This is a genomic window from Janibacter sp. HTCC2649, from assembly GCF_000152705.1.
GTDB lineage: Bacteria > Actinomycetota > Actinomycetes > Actinomycetales > Dermatophilaceae > Knoellia.
This window is the reverse complement of the sequence record NZ_CH672413.1, coordinates 323,975-345,031: the sequence shown is the minus strand read 5'-3', so window position 1 is coordinate 345,031 and position 21,057 is coordinate 323,975. Positions and strand designations below refer to the sequence as shown.

The window sequence follows — 21,057 nt, the reverse complement described above, 5'->3', positions numbered from 1 at the left end:
GGCACCATGAACACCATGGATCTCATCGACGCGGTGTCGCGACGACGCATGGTGCGGCGCTTCGACCCGGACCGGGGCGTCCCCCTGGACACCGTCCGCGACCTCGTCCGCCTGGCCCAACGTGCACCGAGCGCCGGACACACCCAGGGCTGGGACGTCCTCGCCCTCACCGACGCCGCAGACCGAGCCCAGTTCTGGGAGGCGACCCGCCAGCGCGAAGGTGAGCCAGACGCGTGGCTGCGCGGAGTCTCCGCAGCGCCAGTCCTGCTGCTCATGCTCGCCGACCCCACGGCATACCTGGATCGTTATGCCGAGCCGGACAAGGGCTGGACCGATCGCTCCCTCGACCGCTGGCCCATTCCCTACTGGGACACAGACACGGCGATGGCGGCCATGATCGTGTTGCTCGGGGCCGTCGACGCCGGCCTGGGTGCGTTGTTCTTCGGCGTCCCTGCGTCGCGTCACGACGCAGTCAGAGCGGCGTATGCCGTTCCGCCGGGTCTGCGGATCGTCGGCGTCATCGCATTGGGTCACGAAGCGCAACGCGTGACGAGCCCGTCGCTGAAGCGCGGACGCCGTCCATTGCGTGACGTGCTCCACCTCGGGCGGTTCGGCGCGTCGTCGGCCGGGACGTCAGAGCCCTGAGGGAAGATGCAGTGATCGCTCGCGACGCGTCCGCGAGACACCCACACGACCTGAGGTAGACCGCCGACCCATGGCAAAGCGCACGACGAGCAACCCGCAAGCCGACGACGACGAAAACAACGGCCACGTTGTTGACATCGATGTCGGCATCGAGATGCAGAACGCCTTCCTCGAGTACTCGGTGTCGGTCATCCACTCGCGAGCCCTTCCGGACGTGCGTGACGGCCTCAAGCCCGTGCAGCGCCGCATCCTGTTCTCGATGAGCGAGATGGGGCTGCGCCCCGATCGTGGACACGTGAAGTCCTCGCGCGTCGTCGGCGACGTCATGGGCAAGTACCACCCGCACGGTGACACCGCGATCTATGACGCCCTCGTGCGCATGGCCCAGCCCTTCACCATGCGACTCCCCCTCGTCGACGGCCACGGCAACTTCGGCTCGCTCGACGACGGCCCGGCCGCCTCGCGCTACACCGAGGCCCGCCTCGCGCCCGCCGCTCTCGTCATGACGACGGGGCTCGACGAGGACACCGTCGACTTCGTCCCCAACTACGACGACCAGCTGCTCCAGCCCGGAGTCCTGCCCGCGGCCTACCCCAACCTGCTCGTCAACGGCGTGAGCGGCATCGCGGTCGGCTTCGCGACGAGCATGCCGCCGCACAACCTCGTCGAGGTCATCAGTGCGGCCCGTCACCTCATCGCCCACCCCGACTGCAGCCTCGACGACCTCATGAAGTTCGTCCCCGGCCCCGACCTGCCCCTCGGCGGCAAGATCGTCGGTCTCGACGGCATCCGCGACGCCTACCTCACCGGCAAGGGCACCTTCAAGACCCGCGCCACGACCCGCATCGAGAAGCTCACGCCCCGCAAGTCCGGCATCGTCGTCACCGAGCTCCCCTATCTCGTCGGCCCCGAGAAGGTCATCGAGCGGATGAAGACGCTCGTGCAGGGCAAGAAGCTCCAGGGCATCAGCGACGTCAAGGACCTCACCGACCGCAAGCACGGACTGCGGATGGTCATCGAGGTCAAGAACGGCTTCAACCCCGAGGCGGTCCTCGAGCAGCTCTTCAAGCTCACGCCGATGGAGGACTCCTTCGGCATCAACAACGTGGCGCTCGTCGACGGTCAGCCGCAGACGCTCGGGCTCAAGGATCTGCTGCGCCACTACGTCGAGTTCCGCATTCTTGTCGTGCGTCGGCGCACGGCCTACCGCCTGCGCAAGGCCCAGGACCAGCTCCACCTCGTCCTCGGACTCCTCATCGCGATCCTCGACATCGACGAGGTCATCCAGCTCATCCGCACGAGCGATGACACGGCGACCGCGCGCCAGCGCCTCAGGGACGTTTTCGACCTCAGCGAGCTCCAGGCGAACTACATCCTCGAGCTGCAGCTGCGTCGCCTCACCAAGTTCTCGCGTCTCGAGCTCGAGAACCAGCGTGACGAGCTCGAGAAGCAGATCCAGGAGCTCGAGGCGATCCTCGGCGACGAGAAGCTGCTCCAGCGGATGGTCTCGACCGAGCTGGCCGACGTCGCCAAGAAGTACGGCACGCCCCGCCGCACCGTGCTCCTCGAGTCGGCAGGCAACCCTGTCAGCGCGGCTGCCCCGCTCGAGGTGAGTGACGACCCGTGTTGGGTGCTGCTCTCCTCAACCGGTCTGCTCGCCCGCACCTCCAACGCGGAGCCCATCCCGGCCGAAGGTCCACGTGCCAAGCACGACGCCGTGATCTCTGCCGTCCGCACGACGGCACGTGGCGAGGTCGGCCTCGTCACGAGTCGGGGTCGGATGATCCGGATCAGTGCCCTCGAGCTGCCGACGCTGCCACCACTGGGTGGCGCTCCGAGCCTGTCCGGCGGCGCTCCCCTGGCGGCCTACGTCGACCTGCCCCGGGGCGAGGAGCCGATCACGGTCGTCTCGCTCGACCCCGACGGTCCGGGCCTCGCGCTCGGCACCGCCCAGGGCATCGTGAAGCGCGTCACCTCCGACCAGCCCAAGTCCCACGACTGGGAGGTCATCTCCCTCAAGGACGGCGACACCGTCGTCGGGGCTGGCCAGGTCGTCACCGGTGACGAGGACCTCGTCTTCGTCACCTCCGACGCCCAGCTGCTGCGCTTCCCCGCCCATGCCGTTCGGCCACAGGGCCGTTCGGGCGGCGGCATCGCCGGAGTGCGCCTCACAGCCGGCGAGCGGGTGGCCTTCTTCGGCGTCGTCGACCCGGCCCGCGAGGCCGTCGTCGTCACCGCGAGCGGGTCTGCAGATGCCCTGCCCGGCACCCAGCCCGGGGCGATCAAGGCCACCCCTCTGTCCGAGTACCCGGGCAAGGGCCGTGGCACGGGCGGCGTGCGCGCCCACCGCTTCCTCAAGGGCGAGAACACCCTCGTGCTCGCCTGGGTCGGAGCCATGCCGGCGCGCGCCAGTGGCGCTGGCGGCGTTGCCCTCGAACTACCAGAGGCGAACGGCAGGCGTGATGGCTCGGGCGTTCAGGGCTCGGCCGTGATCACGGGGATCGGCGCGCCACCGGCCTGACCCGTTACTGCGCCGTCACCCTCGGTTCCGGGCGTGGCACTCACGGGCAACGGGTGCGCGAATGTGAGCGGACGGCATACCCAATGCTCCGTTTCGAGCACGTTACGTGATCGTGACCGGGCAATCACGGGGAAACCGTTCCACTGGCGATGTAACCGCTTTTACACTCCAAGCGGATCCCTCAGCGTCGAGGTCTAGAAACAGGCCACGGCGCGTCCCCTGGAAAAGATGGAGGCGGGCATGGCCCACAAATCACAACGTCGCAAGGTGTTGGCCCTCACCGGCATTGCAGCGATCGCGTTCAGCGTCACCGCATGCGGTGGAGGCGGCGACGACAACTCAGACGGCGGCACGGCCGCCGAGGACACCAAGGACTACTCCAAGTGGTGCGACATGAAGTCCGAACTCACGGGCAAGACGGTCAGCATCTACACCTCGATCGTCACCCCCGAGGACGCGCCCCACAAGGAGTCCTACAAGCCGTTCGAAGAGTGCACCGGCATCACCATCAAGTACGAAGGTGACAAGGACTTCGAGAAGAACCTGCCGCAGCGAGCCCAGAGCGGCAACCTCCCGGACGTCGCGTTCATCCCGCAGCCGGGCCTGCTCCAGACCATGGTCGACACCGGCAAGACCATCCCCGCCTCGAAGACCCTGAGCGACGAGGTCGACAAGTACTTCGGGCCCGACTGGCGCAAGTACGGCTCCGGCGACGACGGCGTGCTCTACGCCGCACCCCTGGGCGCCAACGTGAAGTCCTACGTCTGGTACTCCCCCAAGGCGTTCACGGCCAAGGGCTACACGATCCCCAAGACGTGGGACGAGATGATGACGCTCACCGCGAAGATCGCCACGGAGAACCCGGCTGCCAAGCCGTGGTGTGCCGGCTTCAGCTCGGGCACCGCCACCGGATGGACGGGCACCGACTGGCTCGAGGACACGCTCCTGCGCACCGCTGGCAAGGACGTCTACGACCAGTGGGTCACCCACAAGATCCCCTTCAACGACCCGAAGGTCCTCGACGCCCTCGGCAAGGATGCCGCGATCCTCAAGGACCCGAAGTTCACCAACGGTGGTTTCGGAGCACCGTCGTCGATCGCGACCACCACCTTCCAGGACGGTGGACAGCCGATCCTCACGGGCAAGTGCTTCATGCACCGCCAGGCCTCGTTCTACGCGGCCAACTTCCCCAAGGGCACCAAGGTCGCCGAGGACGGCGACGCGTGGGCGTTCTACCTGCCGTCGGTCGATGCGACCACCAAGCCGGTGCTGGGCGGTGGCGAGTTCGTCGCCACCTTCCGTGACGCCCCCGAGGTCAAGGCCTTCGCGGCCTACCTGGCATCGCCCGAATGGGCCAACGCCAAGGCCAAGGCCACGACCGGTGGTGGATGGGTGAGCGCCAACAAGGAGCTCGACCCGGCCAACCTGGTCTCCCCGATTGACCAGCAGTCCGCCAAGATCCTCCAGGACCCGGCCTCCGTCTTCCGTTTCGACGGTTCGGACATGATGCCCTCCGCCGTGGGTGCCGGCACCTTCTGGTCGGAGATGACCAACTGGATCAAGGGTCAGGACGACGCGACCACTCTCGGCAACATTGAGAAGTCCTGGCCGGCCAAGTAAGTAGCAGTTGACTCACCACTCCTTGGCCTCAGTGGGTGAGGCGGGGCACGCTGCCTCGCCTCACCCACTGGTGCCCCCGTTCTTCTGGAGGTGAAATGCTCGTAACCTCGTTCACGGCCATATCGACGGACACCAACAGCGGCAAACTCTTGACGCTCCTCCTCGGTCTCGTCGTTTTCGGCGCCGTTTTCCTCGGCATCCTGCTCCTTGCTTCGCTCTTCAACGGTCGCATCGGCGAGAAGATCCAGGCCGCCGCTTTCGTCGGTCCCACCCTGATCTTCATTTCCATCGCGCTGATCTACCCGTTCCTCCTCACGATCCGTCGAGCCTTCTACGACGGCAAGTTCTTCGACCTGAACTTCGGCACGGCCCGCACCCGTGGCGAGTTCGTCGGGCTGGACAACTTCCAGAGGTTGTGGACCACCCCGGGACTTCCGGACGTCTTCCGCAACACTCTCTTCTGGGTCGTCCTCGTCCCCCTCGTCTCGACCGGGCTGGGTCTGCTCTACGCCCTGCTGATCGATCGCGCCAAGGGCGAGGCCGTGGCCAAGGCCTTGATCTTCCTCCCCATGGCGATCTCCATGGTCGGCGCGACGCTGATCTGGAAGTTCGTCTACTTCTTCATCGGTGACCCCGGGGCCCAGCAGGTGGGTCTGCTCAACACGATCGTCACCAAGCTCGGCATGGATCCCATCGACTTCCTGGGCAACGCGCCGGGCAACACCTTCGCCATGATCGCGATCATGATCTGGATCCAGGTCGGCTTTGCCATGACCATCCTCTCGGCAGCCATCAAGGCCATCCCTGACGAGATCCTCGAGGCAGCCAACATGGACGGGGTTTCGGGCGTGAAGATGTTCCGATTCATCACCCTGCCGAGCATTCGCGCATCGGTCATTGTCGTGATGACCACGATCGGCATCGCCACGCTCAAGGCCTTCGACATCGTCCAGACGTCGAGCGGCGGCAAGTTGGGCGACTCCGTCCTGGCCAACGAGTTCTACAACCGCTCCTTCGTCACGCAGGAGCCCGGGCTCGGTGCGGCGATCGCGATCGTCATCTTCCTGCTCGTCTCCCCGATCATCGTGTTCAACGTGATCCAGCTCCGGAAGGACGCCTGATGAGCACCGCAACTCCCGCACCGGTGCCGGCTGCAGTGGCCGACGTCGCGGTCGCCGACGCTGGTCACACACTCAAGAGGAAGCAGAAGTCGGCAGCTGGGAACGCAGCTCGGGCAGTCTCCTCACGGTGGGCGTCCCTCTTTGCCCTCGTCATGGCCGTGTTGTGGACGATTCCGACATTCGGGTTGTTCGTCACGAGCTTCCGCAAGCAGGAGGACATCCAGCAGTCCGGCTGGTGGAACGCCCTCACCCACGGCGGCTTCACGCTCGACAACTACACGGGCGTTCTCAACGGCGCCGAGGGTCAGCTTCCGCTGACCGACTTCTTCATCAACTCCATCGTCATCGTCATCCCGTCGGTGCTGCTGCCGTTGTTGCTCGCATCGTTGGCGGCCTACGCCTTCGCGTGGATCGACTTCCCCTTCAAGAACGCCCTGTTCGTCGCGGTGTTCGCGCTGCAGATCGTGCCGTTGCAGGTCGCTCTCCTGCCTCTCGTCTCGATGTATCAGGACATCGGCCTCGGTGGTTCGTACTGGTCACTCTGGCTGTCGCACACGGCGTTCTCGTTGCCGCTTGCCGTCTTCCTCCTGCACAACTTCATGAAGGAGATCCCGGCGTCGCTGCTCGAGGCTGCCCGAGTCGATGGTGCGGGACACGTGCGCATCTTCTTCCAGGTGCTGCTTCCGCTGATTGCTCCCGCGCTGGCCTCGTTCGGCATCTTCCAGTTCCTCTGGGTCTGGAACGATCTGCTCGTGGCGTTGTCGTTCTTGGGCGGGAAGCCTGACCTGGCACCGCTGACGATGTTCCTCACGACCATCAGCGGCACCCTGGGCAACAGGTGGTACCTCCTGGCTCCGGCAGCGTTCGTCTCCATCGCGTTGCCCGTGGCGGTGTTCCTCGCGTTGCAGCGGTACTTCGTCCGTGGACTGCTGTCCGGAGGTACGAAGGGCTGACATGACTGCTCCAGACCGCCGTCGGCGGATGAGCACGATCACGGATGTTGCGCGGGAGGCCGGGGTCTCAGTGGCCACGGTCTCCCGCGCACTTCGCGGACTCGATCGGGTGAGTCCGCGTACCCGCGAACGGGTCCTCAAGGTCGCCACCGAGCTCGACTATGTCGCCAGCCCCACGGCGACGTCCCTTGCCTCTGGGCGCACCCAGGTCGTCGGGGTCGTGGCCCCGTTCCTCACCCGCTGGTTCTTCGCCACCCTGGTGAGCGCCATCGAGAAGACCCTGCGCCAGCACGGGCACCACGTGTTGTTGTTCGACCTCGAGGACGACAACTACGACAAGCGCCTCCCCCTGTCACAGAACATGCTCTGGAAGCGCGTCGACGGTGTCATCACCCTCAACCTGCCCCTGACCGAGCAGGAGCTCGAACTCGTCGACCGCCTCGGTCTGCCGCTCGTCGCCATCGGGACGCCGGTCGAGGACCGCCCCAACGTGCGCATCGATGAGGACCTCGCGATGCGCACCGCCACCGAGCACCTCGTCGCGCTGGGGCACACCCGCATCGCCTACATCGGCACGGTGCCCTCCAACGTGGCGCACATCCAGACTCCCCAGGCACGCCTCGACGCCTTCCGTGACGTCATGCGCCAGCACGGCCTCCCTGAGCGCCAGCACTGGATCCTGGAGTCGGACTGGACCGCGGACAGCGCCGCTGCCGACACTCGGGCGCTCCTGGCCTCGGACGACCGGCCCACTGCCCTTGCCGCTGCCTCCGACGAGATGGCGATCGGCGCGATGCAGGCGGCCCGAGCCGAAGGACTTCGCGTCCCTGAGGACCTCTCGATCATCGGCATCGACGACCACGTCCTCAGCAGTGTCATGGGCCTCACAACGGTCCGTCAGGACGTTGCGGCGCAAGGTCGCGAGGCCGCCGAGATCCTCCTGCGGGGCCTGGGTGTCGACACCCCCGGTGGCCGCGCGAGCCAGGTCGTCGTGCCCACCGAGCTCATCATCCGGCACAGCACCGCGCCGCCCGCCTCCTGAGAGGACGGACGGCGCAAGGTTCGTGCTGGTCGGGGTGCGAGCGGTGCGACCTCAGTGGTGCTCGTGGTCGGGGTCACCGAGCTCGTCGGGGTCACGCATGTAGGTCTTCTTGGCGAAGAAGAAGCGGTTGACCACCCAGGTGAGTGCCCACAGCACCACGCCGACGACGAGCAGGCCGAACGCGATCTTGTACTGCTCCTGCTGATCGTCGCTGCGCGCCCACGGCCCCGCGAGGAAAGCACAGAACACGGCGCCGAAGATGGGCAGGATCGAGGGAGCAATGAAGTGCTTGTGGGACACCGGATCCTTGCGCAGAACGAGCACAGCGATGTTGACGACCGTGAACACACAGAGCAGCAGCAACGCCGTGGTGCCACCGAGCAGCGTGACCGTCCCAGCGCCTTCCTTGCTCCCGTTGGCACGCACCACGTAGATGATGAGTCCGAAGGCGATGGCCGTCGTGAACAGGATGGCCGCCCACGGGGTCCGACGCGTGGGGTGCACCTTGCCGAGGAACGGCGGGAGCACGTCCTGCTTGGCCATGCCGTAGAGCAACCGGCTGGCCATGAGCATGTTGATGAGGGCCGAGTTGGCCACGGCGAACATTCCGATGAACGGGAAGATCTTGTCGAACGGGAAGTTCGGCGCGCCCGCGGCGACCACCTGGGTGAGGGCGGACGCCTCGTTCGGGTCGGCGAGCTTCCCCACGGGCACCAGCGCCACCGCGGTGATCGACACGAGGATGTAGATGACGCCCGTGATTCCGAGACCGGTGAGCATCATCTTCGGGAAGTTCTTGGCGGGCTCGTGCGTCTCCTCGGCCATGTTGACCGAGTCCTCGAAGCCGACCATCGCGAAGAACGCCAGAGAGGTCGCCGCGGTGATGGCAAAGAAGGTGCTCTTGTCGCTCGGGCTGTCGAAGATGATCGTCTTGGAGAAGTCCGCCTTGCCCTGGGTCACGGCATACAGGCCGATGAAGATGACCAGGAGCAGACCGGAGAGCTCCACGAGGGTGAGCACGACGTTGGCCTTGACGCTCTCGCCCACGCCACGGAAGTTGACCGCTGCGCACAGCGCCATGAAGCCGAGGGCGATGAACAGGATGGGGTTCGACCCAGCCGGCCACTCCTCCTTCATCCCGAAGCCATCGCGCAGGAAGCCGGCGAAGGCGTTGGAGGCCGTCGAGGCCGACGTGATGCCGGAGCACATGACGGTGAAGCACACGAGGAAGGTGAAGAAGTGGATCCCGAACGCCTTGTGCGTGTAGAGCGCGGCGCCGGCTGCCTGCGGGTACTTCGTCACGAGTTCGAGGTAGGAGAACGCCGTGATCGTCGCGACGATGAAGGCCACGAGGAAGGGAGCCCAGGCCGCGCCACCGACTTCACCGGCCACCGACCCGGTCAGCGCATAGACGCCCGTCCCGAGGATGTCGCCGACGATGAACAGCAGCAGGAGCTTGGGGCCCATGACCCGATTGAGCTCTGGCTCGCCGCCCTTGGGCGCATCGATGACATCAGTGCCACCGCGTTCGTCGATGTGACCACTCATCTGCACGCCTCCTGATTCGGCGCCGGGTGCCCGGCGCCTGTAACGGCCCACTGTGGCCCAGATCACGCCTGAGGGCAACGCAAACGCGCCGGTATGCCGTGAGTTCGGCGAATGCTTGCTGGGAAGCCTTCGCGGCTCCTCACCCTGCGTGACCGCCCTGGTCAGGCGTCGATCCGCTCCTTGTCGAGGCGTGCCGAACCCTTGACGATGAAGTCGCGGCGGGGCGCGACCTCGTTGCCCATGAGCAGCTCGAAGATGCGCTCGGAGGCCTCGGCATCGGCCATCGTCACCTTGCGCAGGGTGCGGTGGTGCGGGTCCATGGTCGTCTCGGCGAGCTGGTCGGCGTCCATCTCGCCCAGGCCCTTGTAGCGCTGCATGGGCTGCTTGATGTTGCGGCCCTTCTTGGCGAGCGAGGCGACGGTCTTGCGCATCTCACCCTCGGAGTAGGTGTAGATGAGCTCGCCCTTGCGGGCGCCCATGCCCGCGACTTCGATGCGGTGCAGCGGGGGCACGGCGGCATACACGCGTCCGGCCTCGACGAGAGGTCGCATGTAGCGGAAGAACAGGGTGAGCAACAGCGTGCGGATGTGGGCGCCGTCGACATCGGCGTCGGTCATGATGATGACCTTGCCGTAGCGAGCGGCGTCGACGTCGAACGAACGGCCCGAGCCCGCACCGAGGACCTGGATGATCGCGGCGCACTCGGCGTTGCCCAGCATGTCGGTGAGCGAGGCCTTCTGGACGTTGAGGATCTTGCCGCGGATCGGCAGCAGCGCCTGGATGTCGGAGTTGCGGGCCAGCTTGGCCGTGCCCAGGGCGCTGTCACCCTCGACGATGAACAGCTCGGTCCTGTCGACGTCGTTGCTGCGGCAGTCCGCGAGCTTGGCCGGCAGCGAGGAGGTTTCGAGCGCGTTCTTCTTGCGCTGGGTCTCCTTGTGCAGGCGCGCGCTGATGCGCGACTTCATCTCGGCGGTGACCTTCTCGAGGAGCATGGCCGCCTGCTGCTTCTCGCCACGCTTGGTCGATGTGAGGTTGGCCGTGAGCTCCTTCTCGATGACCCGCCCGACGATGGCCCGCACCGCGTTGGTCCCGAGGACCTCCTTGGTCTGGCCCTCGAACTGCGGCTCGGCGAGGCGCACCGTCACGACGGCCGTGAGGCCCGCGAGGATGTCGTCCTTGTCGACCTTGTCGCTGCCGACCTTGAGCCTGCGGGCGTTGACCTCGAGCTGCTTGCGGAACACCTTGAGCAGCGCCTGCTCGAAGCCGGCCATGTGCGTGCCGCCCTTGGGCGTCGCGATGATGTTGACGAACGAGCTGACCTTGGCGTCGTAGCCGGTGCCCCAACGCACGGCGACGTCGACCTCGCACTCGCGCTCGACCTCCTGCGGGGACATGTGCCCCTTGGCGTCGAGGACCGGCACGGTCTCGGTGAAGTTGCCGGTGCCCTGAAGTCGCCAGACGTCGGTCACTGCCGGATCGGGCGCCAGGAACTCGGCGTACTCGCTGATACCGCCGTCGTGGAGGAAGACCTCCTCGTGCGGCCCGCTCTCCCCCGCGGTGCCGGGCAGGCCACGCTCGTCGCGGATGACGAGCGCGAGACCGGGCACGAGGAAGGACGTCTGCCGGGCTCGGCCGAGCAGCCCGTCGTAGTCGAACTCGGCGTCCCTGATGAAGATCTGCGGATCCGCCCAGTAGCGGATGCGGGTGCCCGTGACCCCGCGCTTCGCCTTGCCGATGATCGCGAGCTCGCTCGTGCGCTCGTAGGGCGTGAACTCGTGGTCGGGGCTCTTGTCGGCGCTTGCGACGTCGGGGAAGTAGCCGGGCTCGCCGCGTCGGAAGCTCATCGCGTAGGTGTTGCCACCGCGGTCCACCTCGACGTCGAGGCGCGCGGAGAGGGCGTTGACGACGGACGCGCCGACACCGTGGAGCCCACCGGACGCGGTGTAGGACCCGCCACCGAACTTGCCGCCGGCGTGCAGCTTGGTGAAGACGACCTCGACCCCTGTGAGCCCGGTGCGGGGCTCGATGTCGACGGGGATGCCTCGGGCGACGTCGCGGACCTCGACCGAGCCGTCCTTGTGGAGGATGACCTCGATCCGGTCGCCGTGGCCACCGAGCGCCTCGTCGACCGCGTTGTCGATGATCTCCCACAGGCAGTGCATGAGCCCGCGGCTGTCGGTCGACCCGATGTACATACCCGGTCGCTTGCGCACGGCCTCGAGACCTTCGAGCACCTGGAGGTGGTGCGCGCTGTAGTCGGTCGAGGACTTGGTCGTCGCGGCCTTCTTGGCCGTGGACGTGGGGCTCATGCGTTCCTTCGGGTTTCGTGCGTGAGACGTGAGGGGTATGCCGTGTGCTCACGTCGTGCGTGGTGCGTTCGCCTCAGGCTAGCTCCGGGCTCTGACGACCCCGCCGAGGCGCGCTGTCGGTGACGTGAGGAATGATCGTGTCGTCGGCATCGGATCGGTCACAACGCGAGCACCTCCCCCGCAGGAACACCTCGGCATGTTTGACTGTTACAACGCTCGACGCCCACGTATCCGCGTGGGCCCATTGACGAGATCAGCCGAGGAGGCCGATGTGACAACCGCACTGGCACCCACCATGACCGCCGCGGACCGCTGTGACCGCTGTGGTGCCCAGGCCTACGTTCGGGCGACCCTCCACGTCGGTGGGGAGCTGCTCTTCTGCGCTCACCACGGCCGGGAGCACCTGCCGAAGCTCCGCGACCACGCGGACATCACTGACGAGAGCGACCGTCTGACGGAGCCGCCGACCGTCGCGGACATCGACGTCTGACTCTCCCTTACGTGAACCTCCTGCCGGAGGGCACCAGCGTCTGGGTGCCGGCGATTCTCATTTTTGTGGGAATCGTCGGCATCGTCATTCCCGTCATCCCCGGACTGCTTCTCGCGGTTCTCGGCGTGTTGCTGTGGGCCTACGAGACCGGTGGCACGACCGCCTGGACGTTCTTCGGCGTGTGCCTGGCGATCTACGCCGCCGGGGTGATCATCCAGTTCCTCATCCCCGGCAAGCGGCTGCGCGAGCAAGGGGTGAAGACGTCGACGTTGCTGCTGGCCGTCGTGCTCGGCATCATCGGGATGTTCGTCATCCCGGTCATCGGCTTCATCATCGGCTTCGTGCTGGGGATCTATGTCATCGAGCACGGCCGGACGCGCGATCGCGCCCAGGCCTGGTCGCGCACCAAGAGCGCGCTCGTCGCCGTGCTCACGAGCATGGGCATCGAGCTGTGCGCCGGAGTGCTCATCGCCGTCACCTGGGTGATCGGCGTCCTCGCCACGTAACCGACTTCGTGCCCCGCACGGACATACGTCACCAACTTCGTGCCCCGCACGGACACGTGTCACCAACTTCGTGCCCCGCACGGACAGCGCAACCCCGACTTCGTGCCCCGCACGGACATGCGGGAGGGCCTACGGCCCGACGACAAGTCCGTGCGGGGCACGGAGTCGAAGCGGGTCAGGTCAGTGCCAGCCGTCCTGGCCTCGGCGGTCCCACCGGTTGTCGAGCTTGTCCATGAACCCCGAGCCGCTCTTCTGCTTGCGACCGGAAGTGGCTGGACCCTTCGTGCCGTCTTCGCGGACGACGGCCAGCTTGCCGCCACGGCGCGGAGGTGTGAGGGCGTAGGCCACAGCAGCGACCATCACGGCGAACCCTGCGGCACCGACCCACATCGTGGTCTGGATGCCGACGAGGACGAGGCCGAGACCGGCAAGCGCTCCGACGACACCGATGATCCAGCGCAGGCGCGTTGGGCCGCCTCGCCGGGTTCCCTCCATGTTGGAGGCGAACTTCGGGTCATCGGCGACCAGGGCCTGCTCCAACTGCTCGAGCATTCGCTGCTCGTGCTCTGACAGCGGCACGGCGTCCTCCTGGTGTGCGGTGTGATGCGACGTGTCATTGATCTTCCACCAACAACAACGTTCGAGACCGCTGTTTCGTTGCTTCGCCAGCGTCGGTGCTGGTTCCTTCAGGATAGGTCGCGATCGCCGCTGGGGGAAGGTCGGCCCCGGTCGATCAGGCTCGCGGGCCGCACGGACCCCGCTCCGAAGCGGGCGCTGGCCCGATCGACGGCCCGATCTGCGTCGCGCCAGCCGAAGTCGGCCTCTCCAAGCATCCCCTGGATCGGGGCCTCTTCGACGGCCACGAGCTTCTCGAGGCGGACCCCGACGAGGCGGATCCGGGCTCGCTGCAATCCGAGGGCGTCGAACAGCGACGTCGCCGTCTCATAGATCTCGCGGCTGCCGTCGGTCGGCTCCCGCAGGGTGCGCGCCCGGGTGATCGTCGTGAAGTCCGAGAACCGCACCTTGATCGACACCGTGCGGCCGGTGAGCCGCGCACCTCGCAGCCGGGCGGCGACCCGGTCACTGAGCTTGAGCAGGTGGCGATGGATCTCCTGCGGGTCGTCGATGTCGTACTCGAACGTCTCGTCGGCGCCGATGCTCTTCTCACGCTGCTCGCGCGCCACGGGTCGCGGGTCGCGTCCCCAGGCGAGCTCGTAGAGATGGTTCCCGGTCGCCTCGCCCAGTCCACGGATGAGCGTCGGCAGCGGGGTGTGCGCGATGTCGGCGACGGTGCGCAGCCCCAGTCGGGTGAGCTGCTCCTCGGTCTTCTCCCCCACGCCCCACAGTGCGCCGACGGGAAGCTGCTGCACGAACGGGATGACCTCGTCCCGGGGGACGACGACCATGCCGTCGGGTTTGGCGAGCCCGGAGGCGATCTTGGCGACGAACTTCGTCGACGAGACTCCGACCGAGCAGGTGATGCCCTGCTCGTCGTGGATGGTGTCGCGGATCTGGGCACCGATGGTGGCCGGCGAGCCCAGCCGGCGAATCGCTCCCGAGACGTCGAGGAAGGCCTCGTCGAGCGACAGCGGCTCGATGTCAGGCGTCACCGCGCGAAAGGTCTCCATCACGGCAGACGAGATCGCGGCATACAAACTGTGGTCGGGTGCCAGCACGGTCGCCTGCGGGCACAGTCGACGGGCGCGCGTCATCGGCATCGCGGAAGCCACCCCGAACTTGCGCGCCTCATAGGTCGCCGACAGCACCACGCCCCTGTTGCCGCCGCCGATGATGACGGGTGTCCCGACGAGCTCGGGATGCGAGAGCAGGGTGGCCATCGCATAGAACGCGTCCATGTCGACGTGCAGGATGGTGCACCCGGTGTCGTCGGGCGGTTCGCTCGAGGATCGGTTGGGGAGGCTGAACTGGCGACGGCTCATGCGCTCTCAGGGTCGGCTGGCGATGACGTGCAGCGACGTGCCGAGGTCGGCGAGGACCGCGAACTCCGGGTGCGCTGCCACGGCCCGCTCGAGGTCGAGGAGCGCGGCCCGGTCCGCGTCGGAGTCGACGAGGGCCGACGGGACGAGATCACTGAAGATGCGTATGCCGTGTGCTCCAGTGATCGTGAGTCCGCTGGCCTCGATGAGGCCGACGACACCGGCGCGGTCGAAGCGACGCGGCACGGGGTCGGCGTCGCCCCAGCGCCCGTCGGGTCGGTCGAGGGCCGCGAGGGCCTGGACGAACTGGCCGGCGAGGGCACGCGCGATGACGGCGGCCGAACGCTGCGGGACGACGAGGCTGAGGATGCCACCCGGCGCGAGGACGCCGGCGATCTGGGCGAGCGTCGCCTGCGGGTCGTCGACGTATTCGAGGGTGCCGTGACACAACACGAGGTCGGGCCGATCGCGTCCGACGAGGGACTCCAGGGTGTCGGCGTCCCCCTGGACGGCGCTGACCCGTGACGATGCCTGGGCCTCGGCGGCCCGGCGGCGCAGGGACGCGAGCGCGTCGGGACTGGGGTCGACGACCGTGACGTCATGACCGGCAACGGCGAGCGGAACCGCCAGGCCGCCCGTGCCGCCACCCAGGTCGATGACCCGGAGGGGGCGCTCGAGCTCGGCGCTGCGGGCGCGGACGACCTCATCGACGGCTGCCCACATCGCCGCGGTGCGCGGTGAGGTCGAGACCCCGGTGCGGCGTGCGATCGTCGCGTCCTCGGTCACGGATCCACCTCTCGTCAGGTGCCCTTGGGGCAGCGCGCGCAGCAGGGTGCCTCGCGCGCCCACCAGCCTAGTTGCCCGCCACGACACCGTCGTGCCCTCCCGAGCGGTGCGGCGCGGCCGCAGCGCGTCCCCACGTTTGGCAGACACGGCCCGGCTCACGGTCGGACACTCGAGACATGTTCATCCCCCGAATCGAGCCCGACCGGGCCGACGATGACCTCAGCACGTGGTACGCGTCCCAACAGACCATGTGGGGCTTCCTGCCGGACTATGCAGGCGCCTTCTCCCACCGGCCTGACGTGGCACAGGCCTGGGCCTCCCTCAACCAGACCATCCGCGAAGGGATGGACCGGCGGCGCTTCGAGATCGCGACCATCGCGGCGGCCCGGGCCCGACGCTCGACCGTGTGCACGGTCGCCCACTCGAAGTTCCTCAGGGACGTCGCGGGCGACGGAGCCACCCTGTCGTCCATCTGTGAGCACCCGGACGGCTCTGGTCTGGATGATCAGGACCGGACGGTCTATGAGTTCGCCACCAAGGTGGCCATGGACGCGGCGTCGGTCGAACGGTCGGACATCGACCGGCTGCACGCGGCGGGGCTCTCGGACGCGGAGATCACGGATGTGGCACTCGCGGTCGGGGCCAGGTGCTTCTTCACCGCCGTCCTCGACGCCCTCGGCGTCCAGGCCGACCCGCAGACCGCCGGAGCGTTCCCGGTGGAGCAGCTCCAGTCGATGCTGGTCGGGCGCCCCGTCGCCGGGACCTGAGGCCACCGGGCTTCGGGGCGGGAGACCCTCAGGCCACGGCCTTGGTCACGAGGGCGGTGATCATCTTCTCGTCGGCGTCGGTGAGCCGGGTGATCGCGAACTCGGTCGGCCACACCGTCCCCTCGTCGAGGAGCGCGGAGTCGCTGAAGCCGAGGGTGGCGTAGCGCGAGCCGAACTTCGCGGCTGCCTTGAAGTGGAGGACGACCTTGCCTTCGGCGTTGGCGTATGCCGGCATGCCGTACCAGGTCTTCGGCATGAGTTCCGGCGCGGTCTCGCTGACGAGCGAGTGGATGCGCTGCGCCAGCACGCGGTCGGCGTCGGGCATCTCGGCGATCTTGGCCAGCAGGTCGGCTTCACCGGCGGCCCTGTCCTTGGCGCCCTTCGCCTCGGCGCGAAGCTCCTTGGCGCGCGTCTTCATGGCGGCCCGCTCGTCGGCGGTGAATCCGTCGGTGGTGGTGCTCGTGGTGGATGCGGTCTTCGTGGTTGCTGTCGTGGTTGTCATGAATTCACCGTAGGGACGCGCCTCAGAAGGTGCTTCTCGATTCCTGACCACCTCAGTGGCCGGAGCTGCCGGGGCTGGAGTGCCACAGCTTGCGTGACGGCGTGCCGTGGTCGGGCACGGCGATCGAGGCGACGAGGTGCCCGTCGTTGGCGGGCGCACCAGCCGGCTTGATGTCGGCGTAGGGCGACTGCTTGAACCCGGACGCGTGCACGAGCACTCGACGCCTCCCTTGGGCATCGGCCTCCTTCTCCCCCGCCTGTGCCCGGGCAATCGCCTCGGCATCGGCGTTCTCGAGGGCGCGCACGACCGCCGCGTGCCCACCATCGCGCCAGGCCTCCCAGAGGCCCGCGAGCTCCCAGGCCCCGGTCGCCCGGACCGAGATCCCGCGGGACCCCGTTCGACGAACGACACCACGCACCAACAGGAGCCAGGAGTGGAAGACCGTTGCGGCATAAGGGCCCTGGACGTCTTCGAAGAAGGTGGCGTCGACCGGACCCGTGGAGTCGTCGAGGGTGAGGAAGACGACTCGGCGCCCCGACCGGATGGGTGGGGTCTGGGTCGCGACCTTGACCCCGGCGACCCACACCTCGCTGTTGCTCCGCGACCGGAGCAGGTCGCGGCTGCGGACGACTCCGAGCGCGTCGAGCATCGGCCCGTAGAACTCGACGACGTGCGCCGAGGCGTCGAGCCCGAGGACGTCGAGCTCTGCCCGGACCCGCTCGGTGCCGGTCATCTCGGGCAGACCGGTGCCGGGGGTGAGTTCGGGTCGGTCACCGAGATCGAGGGTGAGCTGGACCGACTGGTCCGCGGCGGCCACGACCGGCCGGGCTGCCTGCGACTGGGCGGCCGCACGCTCGCGCACCTGGTCGCTCGCGAGAGCCGGCGGTGGGATCCGCCGACGCGACGACCGTCCGGTGCTCGCCCGCTCCCACCGGTCGAGCTCACCGACGTGGAGCAGCAGGTCACGGCGGGTGATCCGGCCGCGCCGTCCCAGCCCGGAACCTGACCCTCCGATGCCGTGCATGGAGTCGAACGCACCGGCCATGACGAGACGCTCGACGATCGGGCGACTCACGGTGGCGCGCGACCAGAAGTCGCCGAGGTTCGAGAAGGGCTGTGCTGCAACGATGCTCGCAACCTCGGCCCCGCTGATGCCCTTGACGTCGGTGAGCGAGAGCCGGATGCCGTAGTCACTCGCATCGGGCAGATCAGGGTGCACCGGAACGAAGTCGGACTCCCCACCGCACTCGAGCCGCTCGATGCGGTAGGTGTCGCCCGAGCCGTTGACGTCGAGCCCGAGGACGGCGATGCCGAGCGATCTGGCGTCGTCGAGGATGAGGCGCTTGGGATACATCCCCGGGTCGTGGGTGAGGACCCCCGCGAGGAACGCCGCCGGGTGGTGCGTCTTGAGCCAGGCCGAGTGATAGGTCGGCAGCGCGAAGGCCGCGGCGTGCGCCTTGCAGAACCCGAACGAGGCGAACGACTTGAGCACCGACCAGATGAGGTCGACGTCGGCGGGCGCGTATCCCCGCGCCCGAGCCGCCGGTCGCCACCACGCCTCGATCTCCTCCTGACCCTTGGGCGATCCCATGGTGCGGCGCACCTCGTCGGCCTGGGCGAGCGTCACCCCGGTCGTCTCGGCGACGATCCGCAGGACCTGCTCGTGGAAGACGACGACGCCTTCGGTCTCGGCGAGGGCCGGCACCAGAGTCGGGTGGAGAAGCTGCGGTTTGGACCAGCCGTGCCGGCTCTCGAGGAACGGCCGGATCATGTCGGACTTCACCGGTCCGGGCCGGAAGAGCGAGATGTCGATGATGAGGTCGCCGAACCGCTCGGGCCCGAACTTGCCGATGAGCTCGCGCTGCCCGGGGCTCTCGATCTGGAAGCAGCCCAGGGTGTGGGTCGAGCGGATGAGCCGATAGGTCGCCGGGTCCTCGAGCGGCACCTGCGTCTCGTCGTCGAGGTCCACCTCGACGCCGTCGACGCGCCGGACCTCGGCCACCGCGTGGGCCATCGCCGACTGCATCCGGATCCCGAGGACGTCGAGCTTGAGCAGCCCGAGCGTCTCGACGTCGTCCTTGTCGAAGTGGCTCATGGGGAAGCCGAGCCAGCTCGCCTCGACGGGCGTGCGGTCGAGCAGGCCGGCGTTGGACAGGACGACACCGCACGGGTGCAGGGCGATGTGTCGGGGCAGTCCGTCGAGGCGTTCGACGAGTTCGAAGAAGGTGTTGAGTCGGGGCGCATCCAGCCCGCGAGAACGCAGTTCGGGCAGATCCGCGATGGCACTGCGGGCGTCCTTGGCGCGGATGTGCGGGAACGCCTTGGCGATCTCGTCGATCTCGATGGGCGGCATCCCGAGCGCTGCGCCGACGTCGCGGACGGCGTGCCGCACCTTGTAGGTGTCCATCATCGACACGCACGTCACCCGCTCGCCACCGAAGCGGTCGAGGATCGCCTCATAGATCTCGGTCCGTCGCGCCGACTCCACGTCGATGTCGATGTCGGGCAGCTCCGCGCGCAGCGGTGAGCAGAACCGCTCCATGAGCAGGTCGTGCCGGATCGGGTCGACCCCACTGATGCCGAGCAGGTAGTTGACGAGCGACCCCGCACCCGAGCCACGAGCCGCGACACGCACGCCCCTCGCCTTGATGAGGTCGGTCACCTCCGCGACCGTGAGGAAGTAGGTGGGGTACCCCAGGTCCGCGATGACGCGCAGCTCGTCGTCAAGACGCGACAGCACGGTATGCCGTGCCGCGTCTCCCAGCGCGGGGAACCTTCCGTTGACCGCGGCTCGACAACGCTCGGTGAGGACCTGGTGCGGGTCGACCCCGGCCTCGATGCCCAGGATGCTCGGCTCGGGCAGGTGGACGGCACCGATGCCGAGGTCGGCTCGGGCGTCCAGGACGCACTCGTCGGCCAGCGCCAGGGTGGCGCCGATGAGCTGGGCGGCCCGGCCGTTGTCGCCGGTGACCTCGAGGGCCCGCAGCCACATCTCCTCACTGGTCGCGAGGTGCCCGGCGTCGGTGACCCGGTCGAGGTGGCGGGAGTCGAGGACGACCAACCGACGGGCCGCGTCGAGGATGTCGACGGTGCGGACGCCGTCGCGGTCGGCGTGCCGGACCGCGGCAGTGAGGATTGCGGGCACGCGAGCCTCGTCGGCGAGGCCGAGCAGGTGACGGGCATGCACGCGGGAGCCGGGGGTGCCCTCGGGTCCGCCGTTGCCGACGATCTCGATGGCCAGGGCGTCGGGCGGCAGGATGGCGCGCCACCTCTCGAGCAGGGCCCGGGCCTCGGTGGGGCGACGGGCCAGCAGCGCCCGCCCGACGTCGGAATCTGGCCCGAGCAGCACCCGCAGCCGGCTCGGCTCCTCGACTTCGTGCCCCGCACGGACGGCGAGCGCCAGCGAGTTGTCCGTGCGGGGCACGAAGTCGGTCGTTGAACTGGGGTCTCCGCCGCGGCACCAGCGGGCGAGCAGGTCCGGCAACGTCACCGGCTGTCCACGCTCACCCCGCAGGTGGGTGTCGGTGACGAGCCGGCACAGGGCCGCCCACCCGAGCCCACGACCAGTGCCGGCAGCGCGTCCTCGCGCCAGGACCGTGACCCGCGGCAGTCGCTGGTCGACGACTGCGCCACCGCGCACCGGGGTGCGGACCTTGCGCACGGGCCGCCCCGGCACCGGCTCCGCACCCACAGCGAGGTCGACCCCGAGGATGGGGGCGATACCGGCCTTGCCACACGCCATCGCGAACCGCACCGCGCCATAGAGCCCGTCGCGGTCGGTGAGCGCGAGCGCGGGTTGCCCGTCGTCGGCGGCCCGTTCGACGAGGTCCTCCGGGGTCGAGGCCCCGAACCGCATCGAGTAGCCCGACGCGACATGCAGGTGGACGAAGTCAGGGTTCATGCGGTGTCGCGAGCGGCAGCGAGACGGCGGGCAGCGCGCTCGCCACGCGGCATACCCAAGGTGATGGTGATGGCCTCGACGAACGTCTCGGCGGCACGCAGCAGGTCGTCGGCCTCGCGCACCGACACCCGGGCCGTGCGTGACTCGATCTGCTCACGGCGCACGGCCGCGAGCGCGAAGAAGTCGGCCCACTCCCCCAGTTCGGGGGCCTGGCTCGCGAGCAGCGGCCACAGGTCCTGGCGAGGGCTGCGACCGCGGCGCGCATGACCGGCGACGAGAGCCGCGGCAGCGCGCATCGCGGCATCCTGGGAGGTGACGTAACGAGCGGCAGCCAGCTCAGCGGCATACGCCTCGGCAAGGCACTGTCGGGACTGTTCGAGGAGGGCAAGAGCGGGAGCGGCACCCATGG

At 68.1% G+C, this 21,057-nt stretch carries 17 protein-coding genes; 9 read left to right on the top strand and 8 right to left on the bottom strand.

Translation table 11 applies throughout. The annotated features are described in order from the left end of the window. Nucleotides 1-15 precede the first annotated feature (15 nt). The 6 genes from JNB_RS01700 to JNB_RS01675 all read left to right on the top strand — a co-directional run bounded on the left by JNB_RS01700 (nucleotide 16) and on the right by JNB_RS01675 (nucleotide 7,902). The gene (locus JNB_RS01700; protein WP_040884078.1) at nucleotides 16-645 is read left to right on the top strand and encodes a nitroreductase family protein; all 630 of its coding nucleotides are present in this window, start codon (nucleotides 16-18) and stop codon (nucleotides 643-645) included. Between the two features lie 70 nt (nucleotides 646-715). Beyond that, entirely contained in the window at nucleotides 716-3,166 is a 2,451-nt protein-coding gene (locus tag JNB_RS01695) for a DNA topoisomerase (ATP-hydrolyzing) subunit A (RefSeq protein ID WP_009774661.1), read from the top strand. Between the two features lie 240 nt (nucleotides 3,167-3,406). Next, on the top strand, nucleotides 3,407-4,786 hold the full coding sequence (locus JNB_RS01690) for an ABC transporter substrate-binding protein (protein ID WP_040884077.1): 1,380 nt from the start codon (nucleotides 3,407-3,409) through the stop codon (nucleotides 4,784-4,786). A 95-nt stretch (nucleotides 4,787-4,881) separates the two neighbouring features. Further along, the gene (locus tag JNB_RS01685) at nucleotides 4,882-5,907 is read left to right on the top strand and encodes a carbohydrate ABC transporter permease (protein ID WP_009774659.1); all 1,026 of its coding nucleotides are present in this window, start codon (nucleotides 4,882-4,884) and stop codon (nucleotides 5,905-5,907) included. Next, nucleotides 5,907-6,860, top strand: coding sequence for a carbohydrate ABC transporter permease (locus JNB_RS01680; RefSeq protein ID WP_009774658.1), 954 nt, complete (start codon nucleotides 5,907-5,909; stop codon nucleotides 6,858-6,860). The genes JNB_RS01685 and JNB_RS01680 overlap by 1 nt, the downstream gene beginning before the upstream one ends. A gap of 1 nt (nucleotide 6,861) precedes the next feature. Further along, nucleotides 6,862-7,902, top strand: coding sequence for a LacI family DNA-binding transcriptional regulator (locus JNB_RS01675; protein ID WP_148232276.1), 1,041 nt, complete (start codon nucleotides 6,862-6,864; stop codon nucleotides 7,900-7,902). Between the two features lie 51 nt (nucleotides 7,903-7,953). Here the strand turns inward: JNB_RS01675 and JNB_RS01670 are convergent, their stop codons facing one another. Further along, on the bottom strand, nucleotides 7,954-9,450 hold the full coding sequence (locus JNB_RS01670; RefSeq protein WP_009774656.1) for an APC family permease: 1,497 nt from the start codon (nucleotides 9,448-9,450) through the stop codon (nucleotides 7,954-7,956). Between the two features lie 161 nt (nucleotides 9,451-9,611). Next, complete coding sequence (locus JNB_RS01665) at nucleotides 9,612-11,759, bottom strand: type IIA DNA topoisomerase subunit B (protein ID WP_009774655.1); 2,148 nt, start codon at nucleotides 11,757-11,759, stop codon at nucleotides 9,612-9,614. Between the two features lie 271 nt (nucleotides 11,760-12,030). Between JNB_RS01665 and JNB_RS01660 the strand changes: the two genes are divergently transcribed. Together JNB_RS01660 and JNB_RS01655 are read left to right on the top strand one after the other, a co-directional pair. Beyond that, the gene (locus JNB_RS01660; RefSeq protein ID WP_040883490.1) at nucleotides 12,031-12,249 is read left to right on the top strand and encodes a hypothetical protein; all 219 of its coding nucleotides are present in this window, start codon (nucleotides 12,031-12,033) and stop codon (nucleotides 12,247-12,249) included. 11 nt (nucleotides 12,250-12,260) lie between these two features. Then, a complete protein-coding gene (locus tag JNB_RS01655; RefSeq protein WP_009774653.1) occupies nucleotides 12,261-12,755 on the top strand; it encodes a DUF456 domain-containing protein in 495 nt (164 codons plus the stop codon). A gap of 180 nt (nucleotides 12,756-12,935) precedes the next feature. On the opposite strand, the gene JNB_RS01650 is transcribed toward JNB_RS01655, so the two are convergent. The 3 genes from JNB_RS01650 to JNB_RS01640 all read right to left on the bottom strand — a co-directional run bounded on the left by JNB_RS01650 (nucleotide 12,936) and on the right by JNB_RS01640 (nucleotide 15,637). Further along, nucleotides 12,936-13,334 carry a DUF3040 domain-containing protein gene (locus JNB_RS01650; RefSeq protein ID WP_040883488.1) on the bottom strand — a complete coding sequence of 133 codons (399 nt, stop codon included), beginning with the start codon at nucleotides 13,332-13,334 and terminating at the stop codon, nucleotides 12,936-12,938. Nucleotides 13,335-13,441: 107 nt separating this feature from the next. Beyond that, entirely contained in the window at nucleotides 13,442-14,695 is a 1,254-nt protein-coding gene (gene dinB / locus JNB_RS01645) for a DNA polymerase IV (protein ID WP_009774651.1), read from the bottom strand. Nucleotides 14,696-14,701: 6 nt separating this feature from the next. Beyond that, nucleotides 14,702-15,637: a methyltransferase domain-containing protein gene (locus JNB_RS01640; RefSeq protein WP_237700584.1), complete on the bottom strand. Its 936-nt coding sequence runs from the start codon at nucleotides 15,635-15,637 to the stop codon at nucleotides 14,702-14,704. 17 nt (nucleotides 15,638-15,654) lie between these two features. Here JNB_RS01640 and JNB_RS01635 point away from each other — a divergent pair, with 17 nt between their 5' ends. After that, nucleotides 15,655-16,245: a carboxymuconolactone decarboxylase family protein gene (locus JNB_RS01635; protein ID WP_009774649.1), complete on the top strand. Its 591-nt coding sequence runs from the start codon at nucleotides 15,655-15,657 to the stop codon at nucleotides 16,243-16,245. Between the two features lie 28 nt (nucleotides 16,246-16,273). On the opposite strand, the gene JNB_RS01630 is transcribed toward JNB_RS01635, so the two are convergent. The 3 genes from JNB_RS01630 to JNB_RS01620 are packed head-to-tail and all read right to left on the bottom strand — an operon-like array spanning nucleotide 16,274 to nucleotide 21,055. Further along, nucleotides 16,274-16,747 carry an iron chaperone gene (locus JNB_RS01630; RefSeq protein WP_009774648.1) on the bottom strand — a complete coding sequence of 158 codons (474 nt, stop codon included), beginning with the start codon at nucleotides 16,745-16,747 and terminating at the stop codon, nucleotides 16,274-16,276. Nucleotides 16,748-16,799: 52 nt separating this feature from the next. Then, a complete protein-coding gene (locus JNB_RS01625) occupies nucleotides 16,800-20,648 on the bottom strand; it encodes a DNA polymerase III subunit alpha (protein ID WP_009774647.1) in 3,849 nt (1,282 codons plus the stop codon). Further along, complete coding sequence (locus JNB_RS01620; RefSeq protein ID WP_009774646.1) at nucleotides 20,645-21,055, bottom strand: SAV_6107 family HEPN domain-containing protein; 411 nt, start codon at nucleotides 21,053-21,055, stop codon at nucleotides 20,645-20,647. Before JNB_RS01620 ends, JNB_RS01625 begins: the two co-directional genes overlap by 4 nt. Nucleotides 21,056-21,057: the final 2 nt, after the last annotated feature.